Origin of the sequence: Massilia putida, assembly GCF_001941825.1 — a bacterium.
In the GTDB taxonomy this organism is placed as follows: domain Bacteria; phylum Pseudomonadota; class Gammaproteobacteria; order Burkholderiales; family Burkholderiaceae_D; genus Telluria; species Telluria putida.
In genome coordinates, this window is sequence record NZ_CP019038.1 from 1,620,180 (window position 1) to 1,637,083 (window position 16,904).

Sequence of the window (16,904 nt, forward strand, 5' to 3'; positions counted from 1 at the left end):
GTTCAGTCGATGTCGAGGATGTGTTCGATGCCGATGCGGATGGCGTCGCCCGCGCGCGCGCGCGGCGGCACGGGGGCGGACCACACGTCGGCGACCCGGCGGCCTTCGAAGTCGCACACGAGCACGCGCAGCCGGAACGCCTGGCCGTAGCGGTCGGGGGCAGTCAGCGTGTCGATCGCGGCCTGCGCCAGCGCGGCGTGGAAGGCGTCGCCCAGGCCGCGTTCGACCATCAGCTCGGCGCCGAAGCGCGCCGTCTCGGCGGCCGCGATGGCGGCGCAGTCGGCGGGCGCGGCGCCGATGCGCCGCGCGATCGCCGCCACGAGGTCCGTATCGACCTCGCTGCGGTTGGCGTGTGTGATCGTCTCGCCCTGCGCGATCTTGGTCAGCTTGCCGACCATGACGGCCAGCACCACGAGGCCGATGCCCTGCGCCGCCGCTTCGTCGAGCGCGTAGCGCAGGAAGTCGCCCATCTGCACGAAGCACGCGGCCGGCAGGTCCGGCGTTTCCGCGCGCAGCGTGGCCATCGCGAAGGTCTCGGTCCGCCCGCCCGTGGTCAGCGCGACCAGATCGTGGCCGGCCGTCGCCGCCACCTGCACGCCCTGCACCACGCTGGCGCGCCATGCGGCCGTCGAATAGGGCTTGACGATGCCGGTGGTGCCGAGGATGCTGATGCCGCCGAGGATGCCCAGGCGCGCATTGGTCGTCTTCTTCGCCATCGCCTGCCCGTCCGGCACGCTGACGGTGACTTCGACGCCGTGTTGCGCCAGCAGGCCGGGGGCCGCTTCGCGCAGGTTGTCGGCGATGTTCCAGCGCGGCACCGGGTTGATGGCCGGGCCGCCCACTTCCAGGCCCAGGCCCGGCATCGTCACCGTGCCGACGCCGTCGCCCGCGACGAAGGCGACGGTACCGGCCTGGCCGGGCAACAGGCGCAGGTCGACGGTCAGGTGGGCGCCGTCGGTGCAGTCCGGATCGTCGCCGGCGAATTTCACGACCATCGCATGCGCCGTGCCGGCGGCGCAGCGGCCGTCGTGCACGGCGAAGCGCACGCGCGACCCGTTCGGCAGCAGGCTGTCGATCTCCTCCGGCACGCGGCCGGTGGCCAGTCCGACCGCGGCGGCGCGCGCGGCCGCGGCCGCGCAGGCGCCGGTGGTGAAACCGGTCCGGGTGCCGCGTTCGGCCTTCTTGTCCATCATGCGCCGGCCTTCTGCCGTGCTTCCGCGAGCGCCAGCAGCGCATGCAGCGCCGCAACGACCAGCGTCGAACCGCCCTTGCGGCCGCGGATCACGATCCACGGCACGTCGTCGACCTGCGCCATCAGGTCCTTCGACTCGGCCGCCGACACGAAGCCCACCGGCATGCCGACGACCAGCGCCGGCCGCACGCCCTCCTCGCGGATCAGGCGCACCAGCTCGATCAGCGCGGTGGGCGCATTGCCGATGCCGACGATGGCGTTGTCCAGCAGGCCGCGACGGTGCGCCTTGCGCATGGCCTGCACGGCGCGCGTGGTGTCCGCGCGCTGCGCCGCCTCGATCACGTCGGGGTCGCTGATGAACTGGTGCGTCGCCATGCCGAAGTGCGCCAGGCGCGGCTGCGACAGGCCCGAGCAGATCATTTCGACGTCCGCCACGATGGGCGTCGCGCCCGCCATCATCGCGCGGATGCCCGCATCCACCGCATCCGGGTGGAACCACGTGAGGCCGTTGAAATCGAAGTCGGCGTTCGCGTGGATCATGCGGCGCACGATCGGCCACTGGGCCGGCGTGTAGCCGTGCGCTCCGGCCTCGGCGTCGATGATCGCGAAGCTGTCGTGCTCGATGGCCTGGCCGGCGCGCGTCAGCTGCTCGGTGACGGTGTTCACGGTGCTCATGCCGGCTGCACCTCCGCGTGCGTGTACGCATGCGAGTGCCCGTGCCCGTGGTCGTGCGCGATCTCGCGGTAGCTGCAGCCGTCGCACGGCAGGCGGCTGTCCGGCACGCCCGCCGCCAGGTCCGCCACGCGCTGCTCCATCAACTCGAAAATCTCCTGTTCGAAGCCGAAGTGGGAGGTGGCGGCGAAGCGCACCTGCGGATACTGGCCGCGCAGATGCTCGACCTGGCGGTGGATGCGCTGCACCAGCGTGCCGGTGTACAGGTAGTACGGCAGCACGACGACCTGGCGCACGCCCAGCAGGACCTGGCGCTGCACGACTTTTTCCAGGCGCGGCCAGGTGATGCCGGTGAAGGCGAGATCGACCAGTTCGTGGTCGCCCTCTTCCTGCAGCCAGCGCGCCATCTTGGCCATGTCGCCGTTCGCGCCGCGGTCGGACGAACCGCGGCCCAGCAGCACGACGCCGGTGGTCGTCGGGTCGGGCATGTCGAGCGCGTGCATCGCCCCGCGCAGGCGGCGCTTGAGGATCGCGAGAACCGGGTCGCATGCGCTCAGGTGCGGGGCCAGCAGGATCTCGGCCTGCGGATGCGCCAGGCGCGCCTGTTCGACGGCTTCCGGGATCTCCATCTTGACGTGGCCGGCCGCGTTGAGGATCAGCGGCACGACGAGCACGCGGCGCGACGTGCGCGCGGCGTCCAGCAGGGCCGCGTTCAACCCGGGCGGCGCGAATTCGATGAAGCACAGTTCGATGCGCAGGTCCGGCCGGCGCGCGCGCCATTGCGCCGCGAAGTCGCGGATCTCGTCGTTGCCGGATGCTTCGCGCGAGCCGTGGCCGACGATGAGGGTGGTGTCGTTTGCCGCGGTCGCTACCGGCATGATGGGATGGTTCATGCGCTCGCCTTTCTGAAACGGTGGGTGAATGTGGGGTCGTACAGCTTGGAGCGCGCCAGGGAGTCCCAGTGCAGCGCGCCCAGCGTAGGGCTGGCGACGATCATCGCCTGGCTGGCGACGCCGGCCTCGCGGCAGCGCGCCTTGATCGTGGCCAGCGTGCCGCGCAGGATCTTTTCCTCGCCCGGCCAGCTGGCCTTGTGCACGACGAGCATCGGCGCGTCGTCGGGCCAGCCGGCCGCGCGCAGCGCCGCCTCGACCTTGTACAGCAGCGTGATCGACAGGAAGATGCACAAGGTCGTGCGGTGCGCCGCCAGGCTGGCGAGGTCCTCGCCGGACGGCATCGGGGTGCGGCCCTCGACGCGCGTGAGGATCACGGTCTGGGTGACTTCGGGCAAGGTCATCGACTCGCCGGCGGCGGCCATCGAGGCCATCGCCGACGACACGCCCGGCACGACGGCCCACTCGACGCCGGCCGCCGCGAGCGGACGCGCCATTTCGATCAGCGCGCCGTACAGGCCGGGGTCGCCCGTCTGCAGGCGCACGACGGTGGCGTGGATGCGGACCTGTTCGAGCAGCCAGGCCGTCATCTCTTCCAGGGTCATGTCCTTGGAATCGCGGATGACGCAGCCGGGCGGCGCATACAGCGTCGCGGCGCGGTCGACGAGCGAGCCGGCGTACAGGATCGCGCCGGCCTGCGCCAGCAGCTTCTGGCCCTTGACGGTGACGAGTTCGGGGTCGCCGGGGCCGGCGCCCACGAACCAGACCTTGCCCGGGGTTGGATGTGTCATGCGGGTGTCCTTCTGAAATGATCGAGCGGCAGCGCGTTCAGGGCGTGGAGCACGGCGTCCACGCTGCGCGGCGCGGCGTCCGCGGGCAGCACGCCGCGCGCGGCCAGATGTTCATGGAGGGCGAGCGCCAGCGGTGGGCGCTGGCCGGCGGCGCGCAGCACGCCCTCCTGCCGCGCGAGCGCCGCCGCCGGACCGGACGCGGTGCAGCGGCCGGCCGCCATCAGATGGATGTCGTCGGCCCATGCGTAGGCAAAATCGATGTCGTGCGTGGACAGCAGGATCGTGACGCCGCCCGCGGCGAGACGGTCGAGCAGTTGCGCCAGTTCGGCCTGCATCGCCGCGTCGAGGCCGGCCATCGGCTCGTCCAGCAGCAACGCTTCCGGCGCCATCGCCAGCACGCCGGCGATGCAGACGCGCTTCTTCTGGCCGAAGCTCAGGTGATGCACGGGGCGGCGCGCGTGCGCGCCCATGTCGACGGCGTCCAGCGCCGCGGCCACGCGGGCGCGCACCGTGTCCGCGTCGAGGCCGAGATTCAACGGACCGAACGACACGTCTTCCTCGACCAGCGCCGAGAACAGCTGCCGGTCCGGATTCTGGAAAACCAGGCCGACGCGGCGCCGCAACGCGGCCAGGCCCGCCCGTCCGTAATCGACCGGCCGCCCCTCCCACAGCAGCCGGCCCGCCGTCGGGCGCAGCAAGCCGTTCAGGTGTTGCAGCACGGTGGTCTTGCCGGCGCCGTTGGCGCCCAGCAGCGCGTGGCGGCGTCCGCGCGCGAGCGCGAGGCCGCAGCCGCGCAGGCCGGCACTGCCGTCGGCGAACACATGGTCCACGGCCTCCAAGGCGAGCAGCGACGCGGCCGTCACGACCGGTCTCCGAGCGCCACGGCCATGAGCGCGGCACCGGCCAGCAGCGCGGCGAGACGGTCGCGGCGGGCATGGGGGAATGCGCCCGGCAGGAAGCGCAGCCGGCCGTCGTAGCCGCGCGCGTCGGCGGCCGCCTGCAGCGCGGCGGCCCGGTGCCAGACCTGCACCGCCATCTGGCCGGCCAGCAGCCCGGTCGAGCGCCACGCCCGGCGCCAGCCCCCATGGCCCAGGCGCGCGCTTTGCGCCGTGACGCCCTCGTCCCACGCCTGGCGCAGCACGAACAGCATGCGGTAGCTCAGCGCCATCAGGTCGAGCAGCAGCTCGGGCGCGCGCAGGCGGCGCAGCAGCGCGAGCAGGTCGGGAAGCGGCGTCGTGAGCACGAGGCCCAGCAGCGCCGCCAGCACGGCGAGCGAGCGCAGCGCCGTGCGCGCAACAAACGGCAGCGCCGCTGGCGTCCAGTGCCAGGCGCCGTCGGTGCCGGGCGCGACGAGCATCGTCAGGCAGGACAGCAGCAGGAAGCCGCACGGCGCCAGCGCCACCGCGACATAGGTGCGCGGCGGCACGCGCGCACCCAGCAGCGCGGCCAGCATCGAGGCCGCCGCGAGCAGGGCCAATGCGCCGGGGCCGTGCGCGATCCATGCCGCGGCCGTGCCGGCGGACGCGAACAGCAGCTTGGCCGACGGCGCGACATGGCGCCAGCGGCTGGCGTAGGCGGCGTCATCGATCCGCATCGTATTCCCGTGTCGGATCCGCCGCGCGGCGCGCACGTTCGCGCGCAACCGAGAGACCCAGCCAGAAGCCGATCACGCCCGCGCCGGCGGCGGCCTGCAGCGCGAACAACAGCGATGCGATCTCCGCGCTGGCCGGTTCGACCAGGGGCGCGAACCACGGCCGGTAGCCGGGCGCGATCGTGCCGACGGCCTGCCGGGCGGCGTCGTCGGCACCGCCGAAACCGCCCGCCGGCGCGCGCGCCAGCCACAGCGGCAGCACCGTCAGCAGGATGACGGCCGCGAGAATCCACCACGTCCGGCGCTTCATGCCGGCTCCCGCGCACGCACCGCCATGACGGGCAGCGCACGCAATTCATGCGCGTTGAAGCGCGCCATCGCATTCACCACCAGCACGGTGAGCAGGCCTTCGCTGATGGCGATCGGCACCTGGGTCAGCGCGAAGATCCCGGCGAACTTCAGGAACGACGCGGCAAAGCCGCCGGACGCAGCAGGAAATGCCCACGCCAGCTGCGCCGACGTGGTCACATAGGTCGCCAGGTCGCCCACGCAGGCCGCCAGGAAGACGGCGGCGGAACGCGTCAGGCCCAGCGCGGCCACGGCGCGGAAGACGCCGTACGACACGCACGGTCCGACGATCGCCATCGAGAACACGTTGGCGCCGAGCGTCGTGATGCCGCCGTGCGCCAGCAGCAGCGCCTGGAACAGCAGCACGACGAAGCCCACCGGCACCATCGCGACGGGCCCGAACAGCAGCGCGCCGAGGCCGACGCCGGTCGGGTGCGAACAGCTGCCCGTCACGGACGGCAGCTTGAGCGCCGACAGCAGGAACGCGAACGCGGCGGCGACGCCGAGCAGCATGCGCCGCTCGGGATGCGCCCGCAGGCCGCGCCCCATCGAGCGCAGGCCCCAGGCCAGAAAAGGAACGGAAACGGCGGTCCAGCCGAGCGCGTGAACGGGCGGCAGAAAACCTTCCATGATGTGCATTCGAATCCTCCCGTCGAATGGTCCATAACGGCACCAACGGGGAGGCAAGAGGACGGCCGACGGGTGGACGGCACGCGGACACAGCCCGGCGCACGACGCGATCGGCAGCGGCTTCCCGTCACCCCGGGGAATGGTGCTGGCTTGTCTGGGCCGGTATTCTGGCTCGCCGTCATCCTTCTCCGCACCTTCCCGCGATTGCTCGCAGTGGCTTACAGGCAGAGTCGTCAGGCTTACAGCAGCGGGGGCTGCACCGGAATGGCCGCGCGAGGCGGTGTCACCGGTTTCCCGTTTAACGCAATTCCGAGAGGAATTGACGCACCCAAGGCCGCGATCTTACACTGAACGGCGAAAGCAGCCTAGTTCTGCTCGAAAAAAAAATGCGGTACCGCCCCGCCTTCCGTCCTTCAGTAGAGGATTCCCATGTCCCCCAATGCCTTTTCGTCCCCCGAAATCGAGGGCGTCTACCGCGCCATCTTCGAACGGCGCGACATGCGCCACTTCCTCGCAACGCCTGTCGATGCGGAACAACTGGAACGCTTCATCCGGGCCGCGCACCACGCGCCCAGTGTCGGACTGATGCAGCCGTGGCGTTTCATCCGCATCGTCAACCGCGAGCTGCGTCGCGACATCCACGCCCACGTGGACGACGAGCGCGTGCAGACCGCGCATGCGCTCGGCCAGCGCGCGCAGGATTTCATGCGTCTGAAAGTCGAGGGGATCCTGGAATGCGCCGAGCTGTTCGTCGTCGCGCTGATGGACAAGCGCGAACCTTATGTGTTCGGCCGGCGCACGATGCCGCAGATGGATCTTGCGTCGGCATCGTGCGCGATCCAGAACTTCTGGCTGGCCGCGCGCGCCGAAGGGATCGGTGTCGGCTGGGTATCCCTGTTCGATCCGCAGCGCGTGCGCGCGCTGTGCAATATGCCCGACGACACCATGCCGATCGCCGTGCTGTGCGTCGGCCACGTCGCGCAGTTCTACCCTGCGCCCATGCTCGAGGCCGAAGGCTGGGACAAGCGCCGCGCCGTGGACGACATGCTGTATGAAGATACCTGGGGACAGCCGGGTTCGCTGTTCGGGCAAACGCCTGTTTGACGGCAACCCGTGTAATTCGAAAGGCGAGGACGTGAGTCGAACACGTCTAAACGGCTTTGCAAGCCGCCGCATAACCGCTTTGCTACCTCGCCGAAGCAAATGATACGTTCACCGCCGGGCTCGCAACTGCGATGCATCAAGCAATTTTACGCTCCCGCGCGGCACTAAGCGGCCGGATCCTGGTCTAACGGCCATGCATCTTTGTAAGGAGCCCGCGCGCCATGAACATCCTGTCCGAAATCCCGCCGAGCGAACAGCGGCGCGAAGCCAGCACGTGGCAAGGCGGGCCGCGGCCGCGCTATCCCGAGGCAAGCGTCGAGCATGCCCACATCGACCTGGCACTGAACGCCGCGCTGGGGCGCGTGACCGGCTACGTCTCGCCGGCCGCGCTGGCCGGCGCGTGGTACGACTGGGCCAGCCACCTGCTGCTGTCGCCCGCCAAGCAGATGGAGCTGGGCGTGCAGGCCGCGAGCAACATGCAGCGCTGGCTGCAGTACAGCGCCAGCGCCATGTTCGGCACGGCAGCCGAGCCCGTGCAGCCGCTGGCGCAGGACAAGCGCTTCAACGATCCGCTGTGGCATACCTGGCCGTGGAACCAGCTCAGCCAGGGCTTCCTGCTCACGCAGCAATGGTGGCACCGGGCCACGAGCGGCGTGCGCGGGGTGTCGTCGCACCACGGCGACGTGGTCACGTTCGTCGCGCGCCAGTTGCTGGACGGCGTCGCGCCGTCGAACTTCATCGCCACCAACCCGGTGGCGCAGCAGGTCACGCTCGCCAGCGGCGGCCAGAACCTCGTGCATGGGCTGGCCCGGGCGGGCACCGACCTGCGGCGGGCGCTGGCCGGCACCACGGCGCCCGTCAGCCACCGGCCCGGCCGCGACGTCGCCATCACGCCCGGCAAGGTCGTCATGGACAACCATCTCATCGAACTGCTGCGCTACGATCCCGTCACGCCGCAGGTCCACGCGGTGCCGCAGCTGATCGTGCCGGCGTGGATCATGAAGTACTACATCCTCGACCTCTCGCCGCAGAACTCGCTCGTCCGCTACCTCGTCGAGCACGGCCATACGGTGTACATGATTTCCTGGAAAAATCCGCAGGCCGACGACCGCGACCTGTCGCTGGAAGATTACCGGCGCCATGGCGTGATGGAAGCGCTGGACACCGTCGTGCGCGAGACCGGCGCGCCCCAGGTCAACGCCTGCGGCTATTGCCTGGGCGGCACGCTGCTGGCGATCGCGGCGGCGGCGATGGCGCGCGACGGCGACGAGCGGCTGGCCAGCATGACCTTGCTGGCGGCCCAGGTCGACTTCACGGAACCGGGCGAGCTGTCGCTGTTCATCGACGAGAGCCAGGTCAGCTTCCTGGAGGCCGTGATGTGGCAGCAGGGCTACCTGGACACGCGCCAGATGGCCGGCGCGTTCCAGCTGCTGCGCTCGAACGACCTGATCTGGTCGCGCCGCCTGCGCCACTACCTGCTCGACATTCCGGACAAGGACAACGACCTGGCGTCGTGGAATGCGGACGCGACGCGCATGCCCTGCCGCATGCATTCCCAATACCTGCGCAACCTGTTTTTGCAGAACAGCCTGGCCAGCTCGCGCTACATCGTCAATGGCCGGCCCGTGTCGCTGACCGACATCCACATTCCCATCCTCGCGGTCGGCACGATGACGGACCACGTCGCTCCGTGGCGCTCCGTCTACAAGATCATTCCGCTGAGCGACACGTCGGTGACATTCCTGCTGACCACGGGCGGCCACAACGCGGGCGTCGTGTCGCCGCCGGGCACGCCGGGCCGAAGTTACCAGATGAGTACCCATGAGCACGACGGGCCCTATGTCGATCCCGACACCTGGCAGTCCGAGACCCGCGTGCGTGAAGGAAGCTGGTGGCCGGCCTGGGAACACTGGCTGACGCGGCTCGCGGGCCCATGGGTGGCGCCGCCGCCGCCGGGACGCAGCTTGCGTGACGCGCCCGGCCACTACGTGCTGCAGCCATGACCGGCGTCAGCCGGGCAGCACGATGGCGGCCGTCCCCGGACAGACGTTGCGCACGAACTCGCGCGAAAAATCGATGCAGCCGCCGTCCGCATAACGACCCCGGCCATCGCGCAGGCGCGACATGCGCGCGACGACCGTTGCCAGCGCGGCAGGGTCGCCCGCCGTTTCCGCCACCTTCGCGTCGACGATCGCCTCGTTCATCCGCAGATCGCCCTCCGCATCGACATACGTGCCGTGACGCCAGTGGTAGATCTCCAGGCACTTGCTGACGAGACTGTATGGCCGGTCGCGCCGCCAGAAATTGCTGAACAGGCCGTTGCCGAGATAGATCACCCACGAGCCTTCGTAGCCGGACGCATCCGACGACAGCGCGTCCGGGTTGCGGAACCAGACGCGATCGCCCGGCACGTAGTAGCGCGGCGGCAGCGGGGCCGCGAGGGAACCGTACTCGACCAGGAAAACGTCGTGGAAGGCGCCCGACTGGACCGCCCGCGTTTCCCACTGCCGCTGCAAGGCCGTCAGTAGCGGCGGATTGAGCCGTTCCAGTTCACGGGCCATCCCGAGCAGCATCACGTATTCGGTCGCGCGGTAGCAGGAAAACGCGTACACGCGCCCGTCGCCCGCCTCCGGCTGGGTGGCGAGCGTGAGCGCGTCGATCAACGGCTGGCCGGGCAGGACCGTGAAACCGCGGTCCTCGTCGTACGTCCAGTGGCTCTCGGGGCGGTTCGCTTCGGCCGTACCGAACGCGAGCCGGGTCGCGCGCGCCGCCACGACGATGTTGCGGCGGATCGCGACGGCCGCCAGGAACTCGGCGGCGCTCGCGAAGCGCAAGGTGCGCGGCGCAGCCAGCAACGCCAGCACGATCTCGCGCTCGAGGTGCCCCATACTCGTGGCAGTGTCGAGGCCGAGGTCGCGGCACAGGTTCAGCGTGCCGCCGTCGTCGACGAGGGCATGCGCGGCTTCCGTCGACAGGACGAATCCGCGACCGGAACCGGGCGGCGCGAGATGCGGCAGCAAGGCGAGCTCATCGAGCTTGTCCACTACCTGGCGGTGCTGCCAGGGGTCATCCGGAATGATGTCAAGACCGCCGGTGGTCGGCGGGGCGCGTTCCGGCAAAACCGGGAAAACGTCGAATTTCACGGTGCAACGGCCTCGAAAAGGACGACGGACAGGGCAAGAAATTTTCCGATATGCAACAGAAACGGTATGCCGCCAAGCTGCGGTGAACATGAAGGCCGGCGCCGCAAACATTACAATTTGGAAAGGCTGAGCTTGCCATGCTTGCCTCGCATCGGGTTTGACCTTACTCAAAGCCCCGCAGCAGTGCTTCCAGCACGGCATGATCGGTGTCCCGGTTCAGCAGCTCGCGGGCCCGGTCCGGCGTGACGAGGTGGACGGCCTGCGACTCCCACCCCATGTGCCCGGGATGGCCGCCGATGCGGCGGGCGACGTAGAAGCGCGTGAACGTCTGCGTGCGGGAAAAATCGCCGAGCCAGGCCGTCAGCGCCACGTGCAGACCGGTTTCCTCCCAGACTTCGCGGATGGCGGTCGCCCGCAGCGACAGGCCCGGTTCGACGCGCCCCTTGGGAAAGGTGTTCGCGTAGCCGCCGAAGCCGTTCGACGGTGCCACGAGCCAGAGCCGTCCGTCCGCCTCGCGCACGACGGCGCCGGCAGCCGCGCGTTTGCCGGCCGGGAGCACGAAAGGCGGCTCGTCGAACGCCGCCATGGCGCCCGCATGGCGGCACGCGGCGTCGACGGCCGCGCGCGTGCACGGGGCCAGCGGCACATCGTTCAACATGCCGGCGCACACGCTGCCGGGCACGAAGGTCAGCGCGGCCAACGGATCCGCGAGGGCGTGCAGGTTCGCTTCGCAGGACGGCGCGTGCAGGCGGACCTGGCGGCCGTCGTCGTCCGGTTGAGGGTGAACCATCCAGGTGTCGTTCAAGTCGTTCTCCACGCGCAGATATGGCGCGCATCATCCAATCGTACGGCGGCCTCATCCGCAATTTGCCAGAATGTCGGACGAGGCGACGCGCAGCCCGCGCCCCGACGTCGCCTCGCCCTTCATATTGACACAGCGAGGAATGAATTGCGTCTGCCACTGATCTCACCGGCCGAACTCAGCGCCGAACAAAAAGCCCTTTACGACGACATGCGTAAAGGGATTGCCACCAACTTCAACGCGTTCAAGGTCGAACGCGAGGACGGCGCCCTGATGGGGCCCTGGAACCCCTGGCTGCACGAACCCGCGATCGGCAAGGCGATCTGGAACCTCACGCTCGCGATGACGGCCAACGCCGCTCTGCCCGACAACGCACGCCAGATCGCGATCCTCGTCGTCGGCGCGCGCTACAACGCGGCCTACGAACTGTATGCGCACGTCGCCGTCGCCGAACGCGAAGGCATGTCCGCCGAGCGGCTCGCCGCGCTCGTCGCGGGCCAGAAGCCGACCGACCTGACGCGCGAGGAAAACGTCGCGTTCGATTTTTCGTACGCCTTGGCGCGCGGCGGCATCCTGCCCGAGCCGCTGTACCGGCTGGCCGTCGCCACGTTCGGCCAGCACGGCACCAACGAACTGATCTACCTGGTCGGCCTGTACGCCCTCGTGTCGACGACGCTGAACGGCTTCAACGTGCCGGTGCCGGAACGTGAATAAGCGCGACGAAAGCGTGCTGCACGAAGGCACGCGGGCTCCCGCCGAACCACCGAAACCGTGCGCCACCGAGTTCGACAGCATCGCCCTCGTGCTGCAGGGCGGCGGCGCGCTCGGCGCCTACCAGGCCGGCGTGTACGAACGCTTGCTGGAAGTGGGCGTCGAGCCGACATGGGTGTCCGGCATATCGATCGGCGCCATCAACAGCGCGATCATCGCCGGCAATGCGCGTGAACACCGCGTCGCGCGGCTGCGCGAGTTCTGGGAACTCGTCAGCTCGGGGAGCGACGGCATCGTGGGCGACCAGTGGACCGGCGTGCCCCTCGTGGACAGCTTGCACGCCTGGGTCAACCAGCTCGCGGCAGGGAGGGTCCTCGTGCAGGGCGTGCCCGGCTTCTTCGAACCGCGCGTGCCGCCGCCCTTCTTGTCCTGGCCCGGCAGGGGCGCGACGAGTTTCTACGACACGGCGCCGCTGCGCGCGACCTTGGAACGCCTCGTCGACTTCGACCGGATCAACGCGCGCGAGACGCGCCTGTCGATCGGCGCCGTCAACGTCAGGACCGGCAACTTCGCCTACTTCGACAACGCCAAGGACCGCATCGGGCCGGAACATGTGATGGCCAGCGGCGCCCTGCCGCCCGGCTTCGACTCGGTGGAGATCGACGGCGAGCGTTACTGGGACGGCGGCATGGTGTCGAACACGCCGCTCGACTGGGTGCTGTCGGCGCGCTCGCGTCTGCACACGCTCGTGTTCCAGGTCGACCTGTGGAGCGCGCGCGGCGAGGTGCCGAACGACCTGGCCGGCGTCGCCACGCGCATGAAGGAGATCCAGTATTCGAGCCGCACGCGCAACGCCACCGACGCGTTCCGCCGCACCGAAAAGCTGCGCACCGCGTTCAACGAGCTGCTGGCACTGATGCCGCCCACGCTGGCCGCCACGCCGCAGGCGAAGCTGCTGGCGGAAGCGTCGGACCGGGCGCTGTACAACATCGTCGAACTGGTGTACCGCTCACCCACGTACGAGGGCCAGTACAAGGATTTCGAGTTCTCGCGCCGGACGATGAAAGAACACTGGCAGGCCGGCTATGCGGACGCGACGAAGACCCTCGCCCACGAAGAGATCTTCAAGCTGCCGCGCCTCGAGGACAACCCGGCCGTGCACGATTTCCTGACGGCGCCCACCCACCCGATCCCCGTTCCCCTTACCTAATTCGCAAAGGACAACCATGAACATGCAGGATAAAGTCGCCGTCGTCACCGGCGCCGCCAGCGGCATCGGCAAAGAGATCGCGAAGACCTATTTCGACCACGGCGCGAAGGTCGCCATCGCCGATCTGAACCTGGACGCCGCCCAGGCCGTCGCGCGCGAATTCGACCCGTCCGGCGCGCGCGCCCTCGCCGTCGCGATGGACGTGACGAACGAAGAGCAGGTCGACGCGGGCATTGCGCAAGTCGCCGACAAATTCGGCGGCATCGACGTCCTGGTGTCGAACGCGGGCATCCAGATCGTCGCGCCCGTCGATGAATTCAAGTTCGCGGACTGGAAGAAGCTGCTCGCGATCCACCTCGACGGCGCCTTCCTCACGACGCGCGCCTGCCTGAAGCGGATGTATGCGCAGGGCCGTGGCGGCACCGTCATCTACATGGGGTCCGTGCACTCGAAGGAAGCGTCCGTGCTCAAGGCGCCGTACGTCGCGGCCAAGCACGGCCTCGTCGGCCTGGCCAAGGTCGTCGCGAAGGAAGGCGCCGCCCACGGCGTGCGCGCCAACGTGATCTGCCCGGGCTTCGTGCGCACGCCGCTCGTCGAGAAGCAGATCCCGGAACAGGCCAAGGAACTCGGGATCAGCGAAGAGGACGTCGTGAAAAAAGTGATGCTGAAGGAGACGGTCGACGGCGAATTCACGACCGTGGAAGACGTCGCGCAAACGGCGCTGTTCCTCGCGACCTTCCCGTCGAACGCGCTGACGGGTCAGTCGATCGTCGTCAGCCACGGCTGGTTCATGCAATAGGTTTGTCAGCCCGCGGGCGCTCGTTCAGCGCGGGCCGTCCAGCGGGCGGTAGTTCACGTCCTGCACCTGCAGCCGGCCCAGCGCGGCCGGCATCGCCCGTTCGAACCGGCCGTAGTCCTTGGCGGCCTTTGGCGTCCACAAGCCTTCCGCCAGCGCCAGCAGGCGCGGCCAGGCCATGTATTCGACGTCGCGCGGCGTCGGCATGTATTCCGTCCACAACTGCGCCTGGCTGCCCAGCACCCGGTTCGCCTGCGCCGCCGGCAGCGCGGCCGGCAGCGGGTCGTACGCGTACACGCGCGCGAGCGTCGTCACGTCGCGCACGCCCATCGGTTCGCGAAAGCCCGGGCTCTTCGGGTCGGCCTGGTAAAAGTCGAAATAGGTTTCGCGCTCCGGCGTCATGACGACGTCGTGGCCGGCGCCGGCCGCCTTGATGCCGCCCGCCTCGCCGCGCCAGCTCATCACGGCTGCGCCGGGCGCGAGGCCGCCTTCCAGGATCTCGTCCCAGCCGATCAGGCGGCGGCCGTGCTGCGCCAGGTACGCGTCCATGCGGCCGATGAACCAGCTCTGCAAGCCGTGCAGCGCGGGATGCTCGGCCGGCTTGCCCTGGGCGTCGCGATAGTCCTGCAGGTCCCGCAACGTGGCCGTCGCCGGCACGAGTCCCAGCTGCTTCATGCGCGCCAGAGCGGCCGGCGACTGCGCCCATTCCGCCTTCGGGCACTCGTCGCCGCCCACGTGGATGTACTGTCCGGGGAACAGATCCATCACCTCGTCCAGCACGTTCTGCAGAAACGCGATGGTGCCGTCTTCCACGTTGAACACGTGGGGAATCACGCCCCAGTCGGTGCCCACGTCGAGCTTGCGGTCCGGCTGGTTGCCCAGTTCGGGATACGCGGCGACGGCGGCCAGCGCGTGGCCCGGCATCTCGATCTCGGGCACGACCGTCACATGGCGCGCGGCCGCGTAGGCGACGACTTCGCGGATGTCGTCCTGCGTATAAAAGCCGCCGTGCGGCTTGCCGTCGTAGCGCGGCGGCGAATACGCGAGCATGCTGTCGCGGCGCCAGGCGCCCACCTGCGTCAGGCGCGGATAGCGCTTGATCTCGATGCGCCAGCCCTGGTCGTCCGTCAGGTGCCAGTGGAAGACGTTCATCTTGTGCTGGGCCAGCAGCTCGATGTGCTTCAGGACGAACTCCTTCGGCATGAAGTGGCGCACCACGTCCAGGTGGCTGCCGCGCCAGGAGAACCGCGGCGCGTCGGCGACGGCCACGGCCGGCAGCGCCCACGTGCGCGCGACCTTCGCCTGCCGGTAGATGTCGGGCGGCAGCATCTGGCGCAGCGTCTGGATGCCGTAGAACAGGCCCGCCGGCTGCGCGGCCGAGATGGTCACGCCGCGCGCGTCGCTCACGAGGCGGTAGCCTTCCTTGCCCGTGGCGGCGCCGGGATCGAGGCGCAGGCGGATCGCGTTGCCGTCGGCGCGTTCGCGCACGGGCAGGTCGAAGCCGGTGGCCGGGCGCAGGTAGTCGCGCAGCATGGCCGCCTCGGGCAGTGCCGCGCCGGTGGCGACGATGCGGGTGGATGGCGTCAGGGCAAAGCCGCCGGCGCCGCGCTCGATGTGTGCGGGACGGGGCACGATGTCCTGCGCGTGGACCACGCCGATCAGGCAACAGCAGGACAGGACGGCGACGATGCGCATGCTACACCTCGATGATGAATGAATGGGTGGACCTCACAGCCGCGCCCAGCTGCCCTTGTACAGCACGGGCCCGGTCGGTCCGTTCGGATCGGGCGAGCCGCCTTTCGGCTCCAGGCTGATCGCCAGCAGCGCCACGTCCGGATCGATGGCGCGTGCGTCGAGCGCCAGGTCCGTGCTGCGGTTGCCGGGCAGGATGCCGAGCGAGCGGGGCTTGCCGGCGCGCGTGATGGCCCACAGCTGCAGGGTGCGATCAAGCGGCACGCGGACGTCGTCGGCCACGCGGACCAAGAGCTTGCCGCGCCGCGTGTCGGCCGTGACGACGAGCGCCGTGCGCGACTGGGCGTCGGACAGCGCCGCGATCTGCTGCGGCGGCGCGACGGCCTCGTTCAGCGCGGCCATGCGCACGGCCAGCACGAACAGGCCCGCGCTGGCCGCGAGCGCCAGCACGCCCCACGGCCGCGCCGCGGCGCTCTTCCAGAACTGCCACCACGGCGCGCCTGGCGCGGGCGCGATCTGCAGGCGGCGTTCGATGCCGGCCCAGACGCGCGCCGGCGGCGCCACGGGTCGTTCCAGCTCGGCCAGCGTCACAAGCCGTCCCTGCCAGTCGGCGACGAGGGCGCGCAGCCGGCGGTCGTCGCGCAGCCACGTCTCGAAGCGGCGCCGCGCCCCGCCCCGCAAGGTGCCGAGGGCGTATTCGGCCGCGAGCTTGTCGGCCAGGACCGGATTGTCCCGAATGTTCATGCGGCCTCCCGTTTGGCCAGGCACTCGCGCAGCCGGTCGAGGCCGCGCCGGATCCACGTCTTGACGGTGCCGATCGGCAGCCCGAGACGCCCCGCCACCTCGCTGTGCGACAGCTCGTGCAGGTACGCCATGCCGATCGCCTGGCGCTGGCGGCCCGCGAGCGTCTCCATGCAGAGCGCCAGCGCCCGTCCGTCGCGCGACAACTGCGCCTGTTCCAGCGGTCCGGCGGCCAGGTCGGGCAGATCGTCACCATCGCCGAGCTCCACCTGCCCATCCGCGCCGTCCGCCCGCATGCGGCGCCGGATGTCCAGCGCCTTGTTGCGCACGATCGTCGCCATCCACGTGAGCGGGGCCGACAAATGCATCTGGTAGCTGGACGCCGCGTGCCAGATGGCGACGAAGGCGTCCTGCACGGCTTCCTCCGCCAACTCGTCCTTGTGCAGGACGCGCAGCGCGAAGCCGAACAGTTTCGCGGACGTCGCGTCGTACAAAGCGCGGAATGCCTTGCGGTCCTGCAGGGCCACTGCCGCGAGCAGGTGGTACAGCTGGTCGTTGGTCTCCTCGCTCACGGCGCCCCTGTCGTTGATT

Annotated in this window: 18 protein-coding genes, 1 tRNA gene and 1 riboswitch; of the genes, 5 read left to right on the forward strand and 14 right to left on the reverse strand. The window is 69.8% G+C overall.

Features of this window, described 5'->3' with window-relative positions:
• Positions 1–2 precede the first annotated feature (2 nt).
• From BVG12_RS09370 to BVG12_RS09405, 8 genes are read right to left on the reverse strand one after another with little or no spacing between them, the layout of a single operon-like run.
• Complete coding sequence (locus BVG12_RS09370) at positions 3–1,193, reverse strand: cobalt-precorrin-5B (C(1))-methyltransferase (RefSeq protein ID WP_075792162.1); 1,191 nt, start codon at positions 1,191–1,193, stop codon at positions 3–5.
• The gene (locus BVG12_RS09375) at positions 1,190–1,867 is read right to left on the reverse strand and encodes a precorrin-8X methylmutase (protein ID WP_075792163.1); all 678 of its coding nucleotides are present in this window, start codon (positions 1,865–1,867) and stop codon (positions 1,190–1,192) included. The genes BVG12_RS09370 and BVG12_RS09375 overlap by 4 nt, the downstream gene beginning before the upstream one ends.
• Positions 1,864–2,757, reverse strand: coding sequence for a sirohydrochlorin chelatase (locus BVG12_RS09380; RefSeq protein ID WP_083684825.1), 894 nt, complete (start codon positions 2,755–2,757; stop codon positions 1,864–1,866). The genes BVG12_RS09375 and BVG12_RS09380 overlap by 4 nt, the downstream gene beginning before the upstream one ends.
• Positions 2,754–3,545 carry a precorrin-4 C(11)-methyltransferase gene (gene cobM, locus BVG12_RS09385; RefSeq protein WP_075792164.1) on the reverse strand — a complete coding sequence of 264 codons (792 nt, stop codon included), beginning with the start codon at positions 3,543–3,545 and terminating at the stop codon, positions 2,754–2,756. The genes BVG12_RS09380 and cobM overlap by 4 nt, the downstream gene beginning before the upstream one ends.
• Positions 3,542–4,408, reverse strand: a complete 867-nt coding sequence (locus BVG12_RS09390; RefSeq protein WP_075792165.1) for an energy-coupling factor ABC transporter ATP-binding protein — start codon at positions 4,406–4,408, stop codon at positions 3,542–3,544. Before BVG12_RS09390 ends, cobM begins: the two co-directional genes overlap by 4 nt.
• Positions 4,405–5,139 carry a cobalt ECF transporter T component CbiQ gene (gene cbiQ / locus BVG12_RS09395; protein WP_075792166.1) on the reverse strand — a complete coding sequence of 245 codons (735 nt, stop codon included), beginning with the start codon at positions 5,137–5,139 and terminating at the stop codon, positions 4,405–4,407. The genes BVG12_RS09390 and cbiQ overlap by 4 nt, the downstream gene beginning before the upstream one ends.
• Complete coding sequence (locus BVG12_RS09400; protein WP_075792167.1) at positions 5,126–5,446, reverse strand: energy-coupling factor ABC transporter substrate-binding protein; 321 nt, start codon at positions 5,444–5,446, stop codon at positions 5,126–5,128. Before BVG12_RS09400 ends, cbiQ begins: the two co-directional genes overlap by 14 nt.
• Complete coding sequence (locus BVG12_RS09405) at positions 5,443–6,123, reverse strand: energy-coupling factor ABC transporter permease (protein WP_075792168.1); 681 nt, start codon at positions 6,121–6,123, stop codon at positions 5,443–5,445. Before BVG12_RS09405 ends, BVG12_RS09400 begins: the two co-directional genes overlap by 4 nt.
• Positions 6,124–6,254: 131 nt before the next feature.
• Positions 6,255–6,461: riboswitch (cobalamin riboswitch) on the reverse strand.
• An 82-nt stretch (positions 6,462–6,543) separates the two neighbouring features.
• Between BVG12_RS09405 and bluB the strand changes: the two genes are divergently transcribed.
• On the forward strand, positions 6,544–7,218 hold the full coding sequence (bluB, locus tag BVG12_RS09410) for a 5,6-dimethylbenzimidazole synthase (RefSeq protein WP_075792169.1): 675 nt from the start codon (positions 6,544–6,546) through the stop codon (positions 7,216–7,218).
• 21 nt (positions 7,219–7,239) lie between these two features.
• On the opposite strand, the gene BVG12_RS09415 is transcribed toward bluB, so the two are convergent.
• A tRNA-Cys gene (locus tag BVG12_RS09415) sits at positions 7,240–7,310 on the reverse strand.
• A 129-nt stretch (positions 7,311–7,439) separates the two neighbouring features.
• Here BVG12_RS09415 and BVG12_RS09420 point away from each other — a divergent pair.
• Positions 7,440–9,221 (forward strand): PHA/PHB synthase family protein, encoded by a 1,782-nt coding sequence (locus BVG12_RS09420; protein ID WP_075792170.1) that lies wholly within the window; start codon positions 7,440–7,442, stop codon positions 9,219–9,221.
• A gap of 6 nt (positions 9,222–9,227) precedes the next feature.
• Here BVG12_RS09420 and BVG12_RS09425 read toward each other — a convergent pair whose 3' ends face one another.
• Together BVG12_RS09425 and BVG12_RS09430 are read right to left on the reverse strand one after the other, a co-directional pair.
• A complete protein-coding gene (locus BVG12_RS09425) occupies positions 9,228–10,361 on the reverse strand; it encodes a TGL-type protein-glutamine gamma-glutamyltransferase (RefSeq protein WP_075792171.1) in 1,134 nt (377 codons plus the stop codon).
• A gap of 163 nt (positions 10,362–10,524) precedes the next feature.
• The gene (locus BVG12_RS09430) at positions 10,525–11,151 is read right to left on the reverse strand and encodes an NUDIX hydrolase (protein WP_075792172.1); all 627 of its coding nucleotides are present in this window, start codon (positions 11,149–11,151) and stop codon (positions 10,525–10,527) included.
• A 222-nt stretch (positions 11,152–11,373) separates the two neighbouring features.
• On the opposite strand from BVG12_RS09430, the gene BVG12_RS09435 reads away from it, so the two are divergent.
• From BVG12_RS09435 to BVG12_RS09445, 3 genes are read left to right on the forward strand one after another with little or no spacing between them, the layout of a single operon-like run.
• Positions 11,374–11,877 (forward strand): carboxymuconolactone decarboxylase family protein, encoded by a 504-nt coding sequence (locus tag BVG12_RS09435; protein WP_229503845.1) that lies wholly within the window; start codon positions 11,374–11,376, stop codon positions 11,875–11,877.
• Positions 11,870–13,084, forward strand: a complete 1,215-nt coding sequence (locus BVG12_RS09440) for a patatin-like phospholipase family protein (RefSeq protein WP_083684827.1) — start codon at positions 11,870–11,872, stop codon at positions 13,082–13,084. Before BVG12_RS09435 ends, BVG12_RS09440 begins: the two co-directional genes overlap by 8 nt.
• A gap of 16 nt (positions 13,085–13,100) precedes the next feature.
• Positions 13,101–13,883: a 3-hydroxybutyrate dehydrogenase gene (locus tag BVG12_RS09445; protein ID WP_075792174.1), complete on the forward strand. Its 783-nt coding sequence runs from the start codon at positions 13,101–13,103 to the stop codon at positions 13,881–13,883.
• A 24-nt stretch (positions 13,884–13,907) separates the two neighbouring features.
• On the opposite strand, the gene BVG12_RS09450 is transcribed toward BVG12_RS09445, so the two are convergent.
• From BVG12_RS09450 to BVG12_RS09460, 3 genes are read right to left on the reverse strand one after another with little or no spacing between them, the layout of a single operon-like run.
• A complete protein-coding gene (locus BVG12_RS09450; RefSeq protein WP_083684830.1) occupies positions 13,908–15,575 on the reverse strand; it encodes a beta-N-acetylhexosaminidase in 1,668 nt (555 codons plus the stop codon).
• A 33-nt stretch (positions 15,576–15,608) separates the two neighbouring features.
• Entirely contained in the window at positions 15,609–16,316 is a 708-nt protein-coding gene (locus BVG12_RS09455; RefSeq protein WP_075792175.1) for an anti-sigma factor, read from the reverse strand.
• Positions 16,313–16,885: a sigma-70 family RNA polymerase sigma factor gene (locus BVG12_RS09460; protein WP_075792176.1), complete on the reverse strand. Its 573-nt coding sequence runs from the start codon at positions 16,883–16,885 to the stop codon at positions 16,313–16,315. Before BVG12_RS09460 ends, BVG12_RS09455 begins: the two co-directional genes overlap by 4 nt.
• Positions 16,886–16,904: the final 19 nt, after the last annotated feature.

Excerpts from the sequence above, each read along its gene's own strand:
- BVG12_RS09370 (WP_075792162.1), bottom strand. The coding sequence starts at position 1,193 with ATGATGGACAAGAAGGCCGAACGCGGCACCCGGACCGGTTTCACCACC.
- BVG12_RS09380 (WP_083684825.1), bottom strand. The coding sequence starts at position 2,757 with ATGAACCATCCCATCATGCCGGTAGCGACCGCGGCAAACGACACCACC.
- BVG12_RS09375 (WP_075792163.1), bottom strand. The coding sequence starts at position 1,867 with ATGAGCACCGTGAACACCGTCACCGAGCAGCTGACGCGCGCCGGCCAG.
- BVG12_RS09435 (WP_229503845.1), top strand. The coding sequence starts at position 11,374 with ATGCGTAAAGGGATTGCCACCAACTTCAACGCGTTCAAGGTCGAACGC.
- BVG12_RS09400 (WP_075792167.1), bottom strand. The coding sequence starts at position 5,446 with ATGAAGCGCCGGACGTGGTGGATTCTCGCGGCCGTCATCCTGCTGACG.
- BVG12_RS09405 (WP_075792168.1), bottom strand. The coding sequence starts at position 6,123 with ATGCACATCATGGAAGGTTTTCTGCCGCCCGTTCACGCGCTCGGCTGG.
- BVG12_RS09430 (WP_075792172.1), bottom strand. The coding sequence starts at position 11,151 with ATGGTTCACCCTCAACCGGACGACGACGGCCGCCAGGTCCGCCTGCAC.
- BVG12_RS09450 (WP_083684830.1), bottom strand. The coding sequence starts at position 15,575 with ATGCGCATCGTCGCCGTCCTGTCCTGCTGTTGCCTGATCGGCGTGGTC.
- BVG12_RS09420 (WP_075792170.1), top strand. The coding sequence starts at position 7,440 with ATGAACATCCTGTCCGAAATCCCGCCGAGCGAACAGCGGCGCGAAGCC.
- BVG12_RS09445 (WP_075792174.1), top strand. The coding sequence starts at position 13,101 with ATGAACATGCAGGATAAAGTCGCCGTCGTCACCGGCGCCGCCAGCGGC.
- cobM (WP_075792164.1), bottom strand. The coding sequence starts at position 3,545 with ATGACACATCCAACCCCGGGCAAGGTCTGGTTCGTGGGCGCCGGCCCC.
- bluB (WP_075792169.1), top strand. The coding sequence starts at position 6,544 with ATGTCCCCCAATGCCTTTTCGTCCCCCGAAATCGAGGGCGTCTACCGC.
- BVG12_RS09455 (WP_075792175.1), bottom strand. The coding sequence starts at position 16,316 with ATGAACATTCGGGACAATCCGGTCCTGGCCGACAAGCTCGCGGCCGAA.
- cbiQ (WP_075792166.1), bottom strand. The coding sequence starts at position 5,139 with ATGCGGATCGATGACGCCGCCTACGCCAGCCGCTGGCGCCATGTCGCG.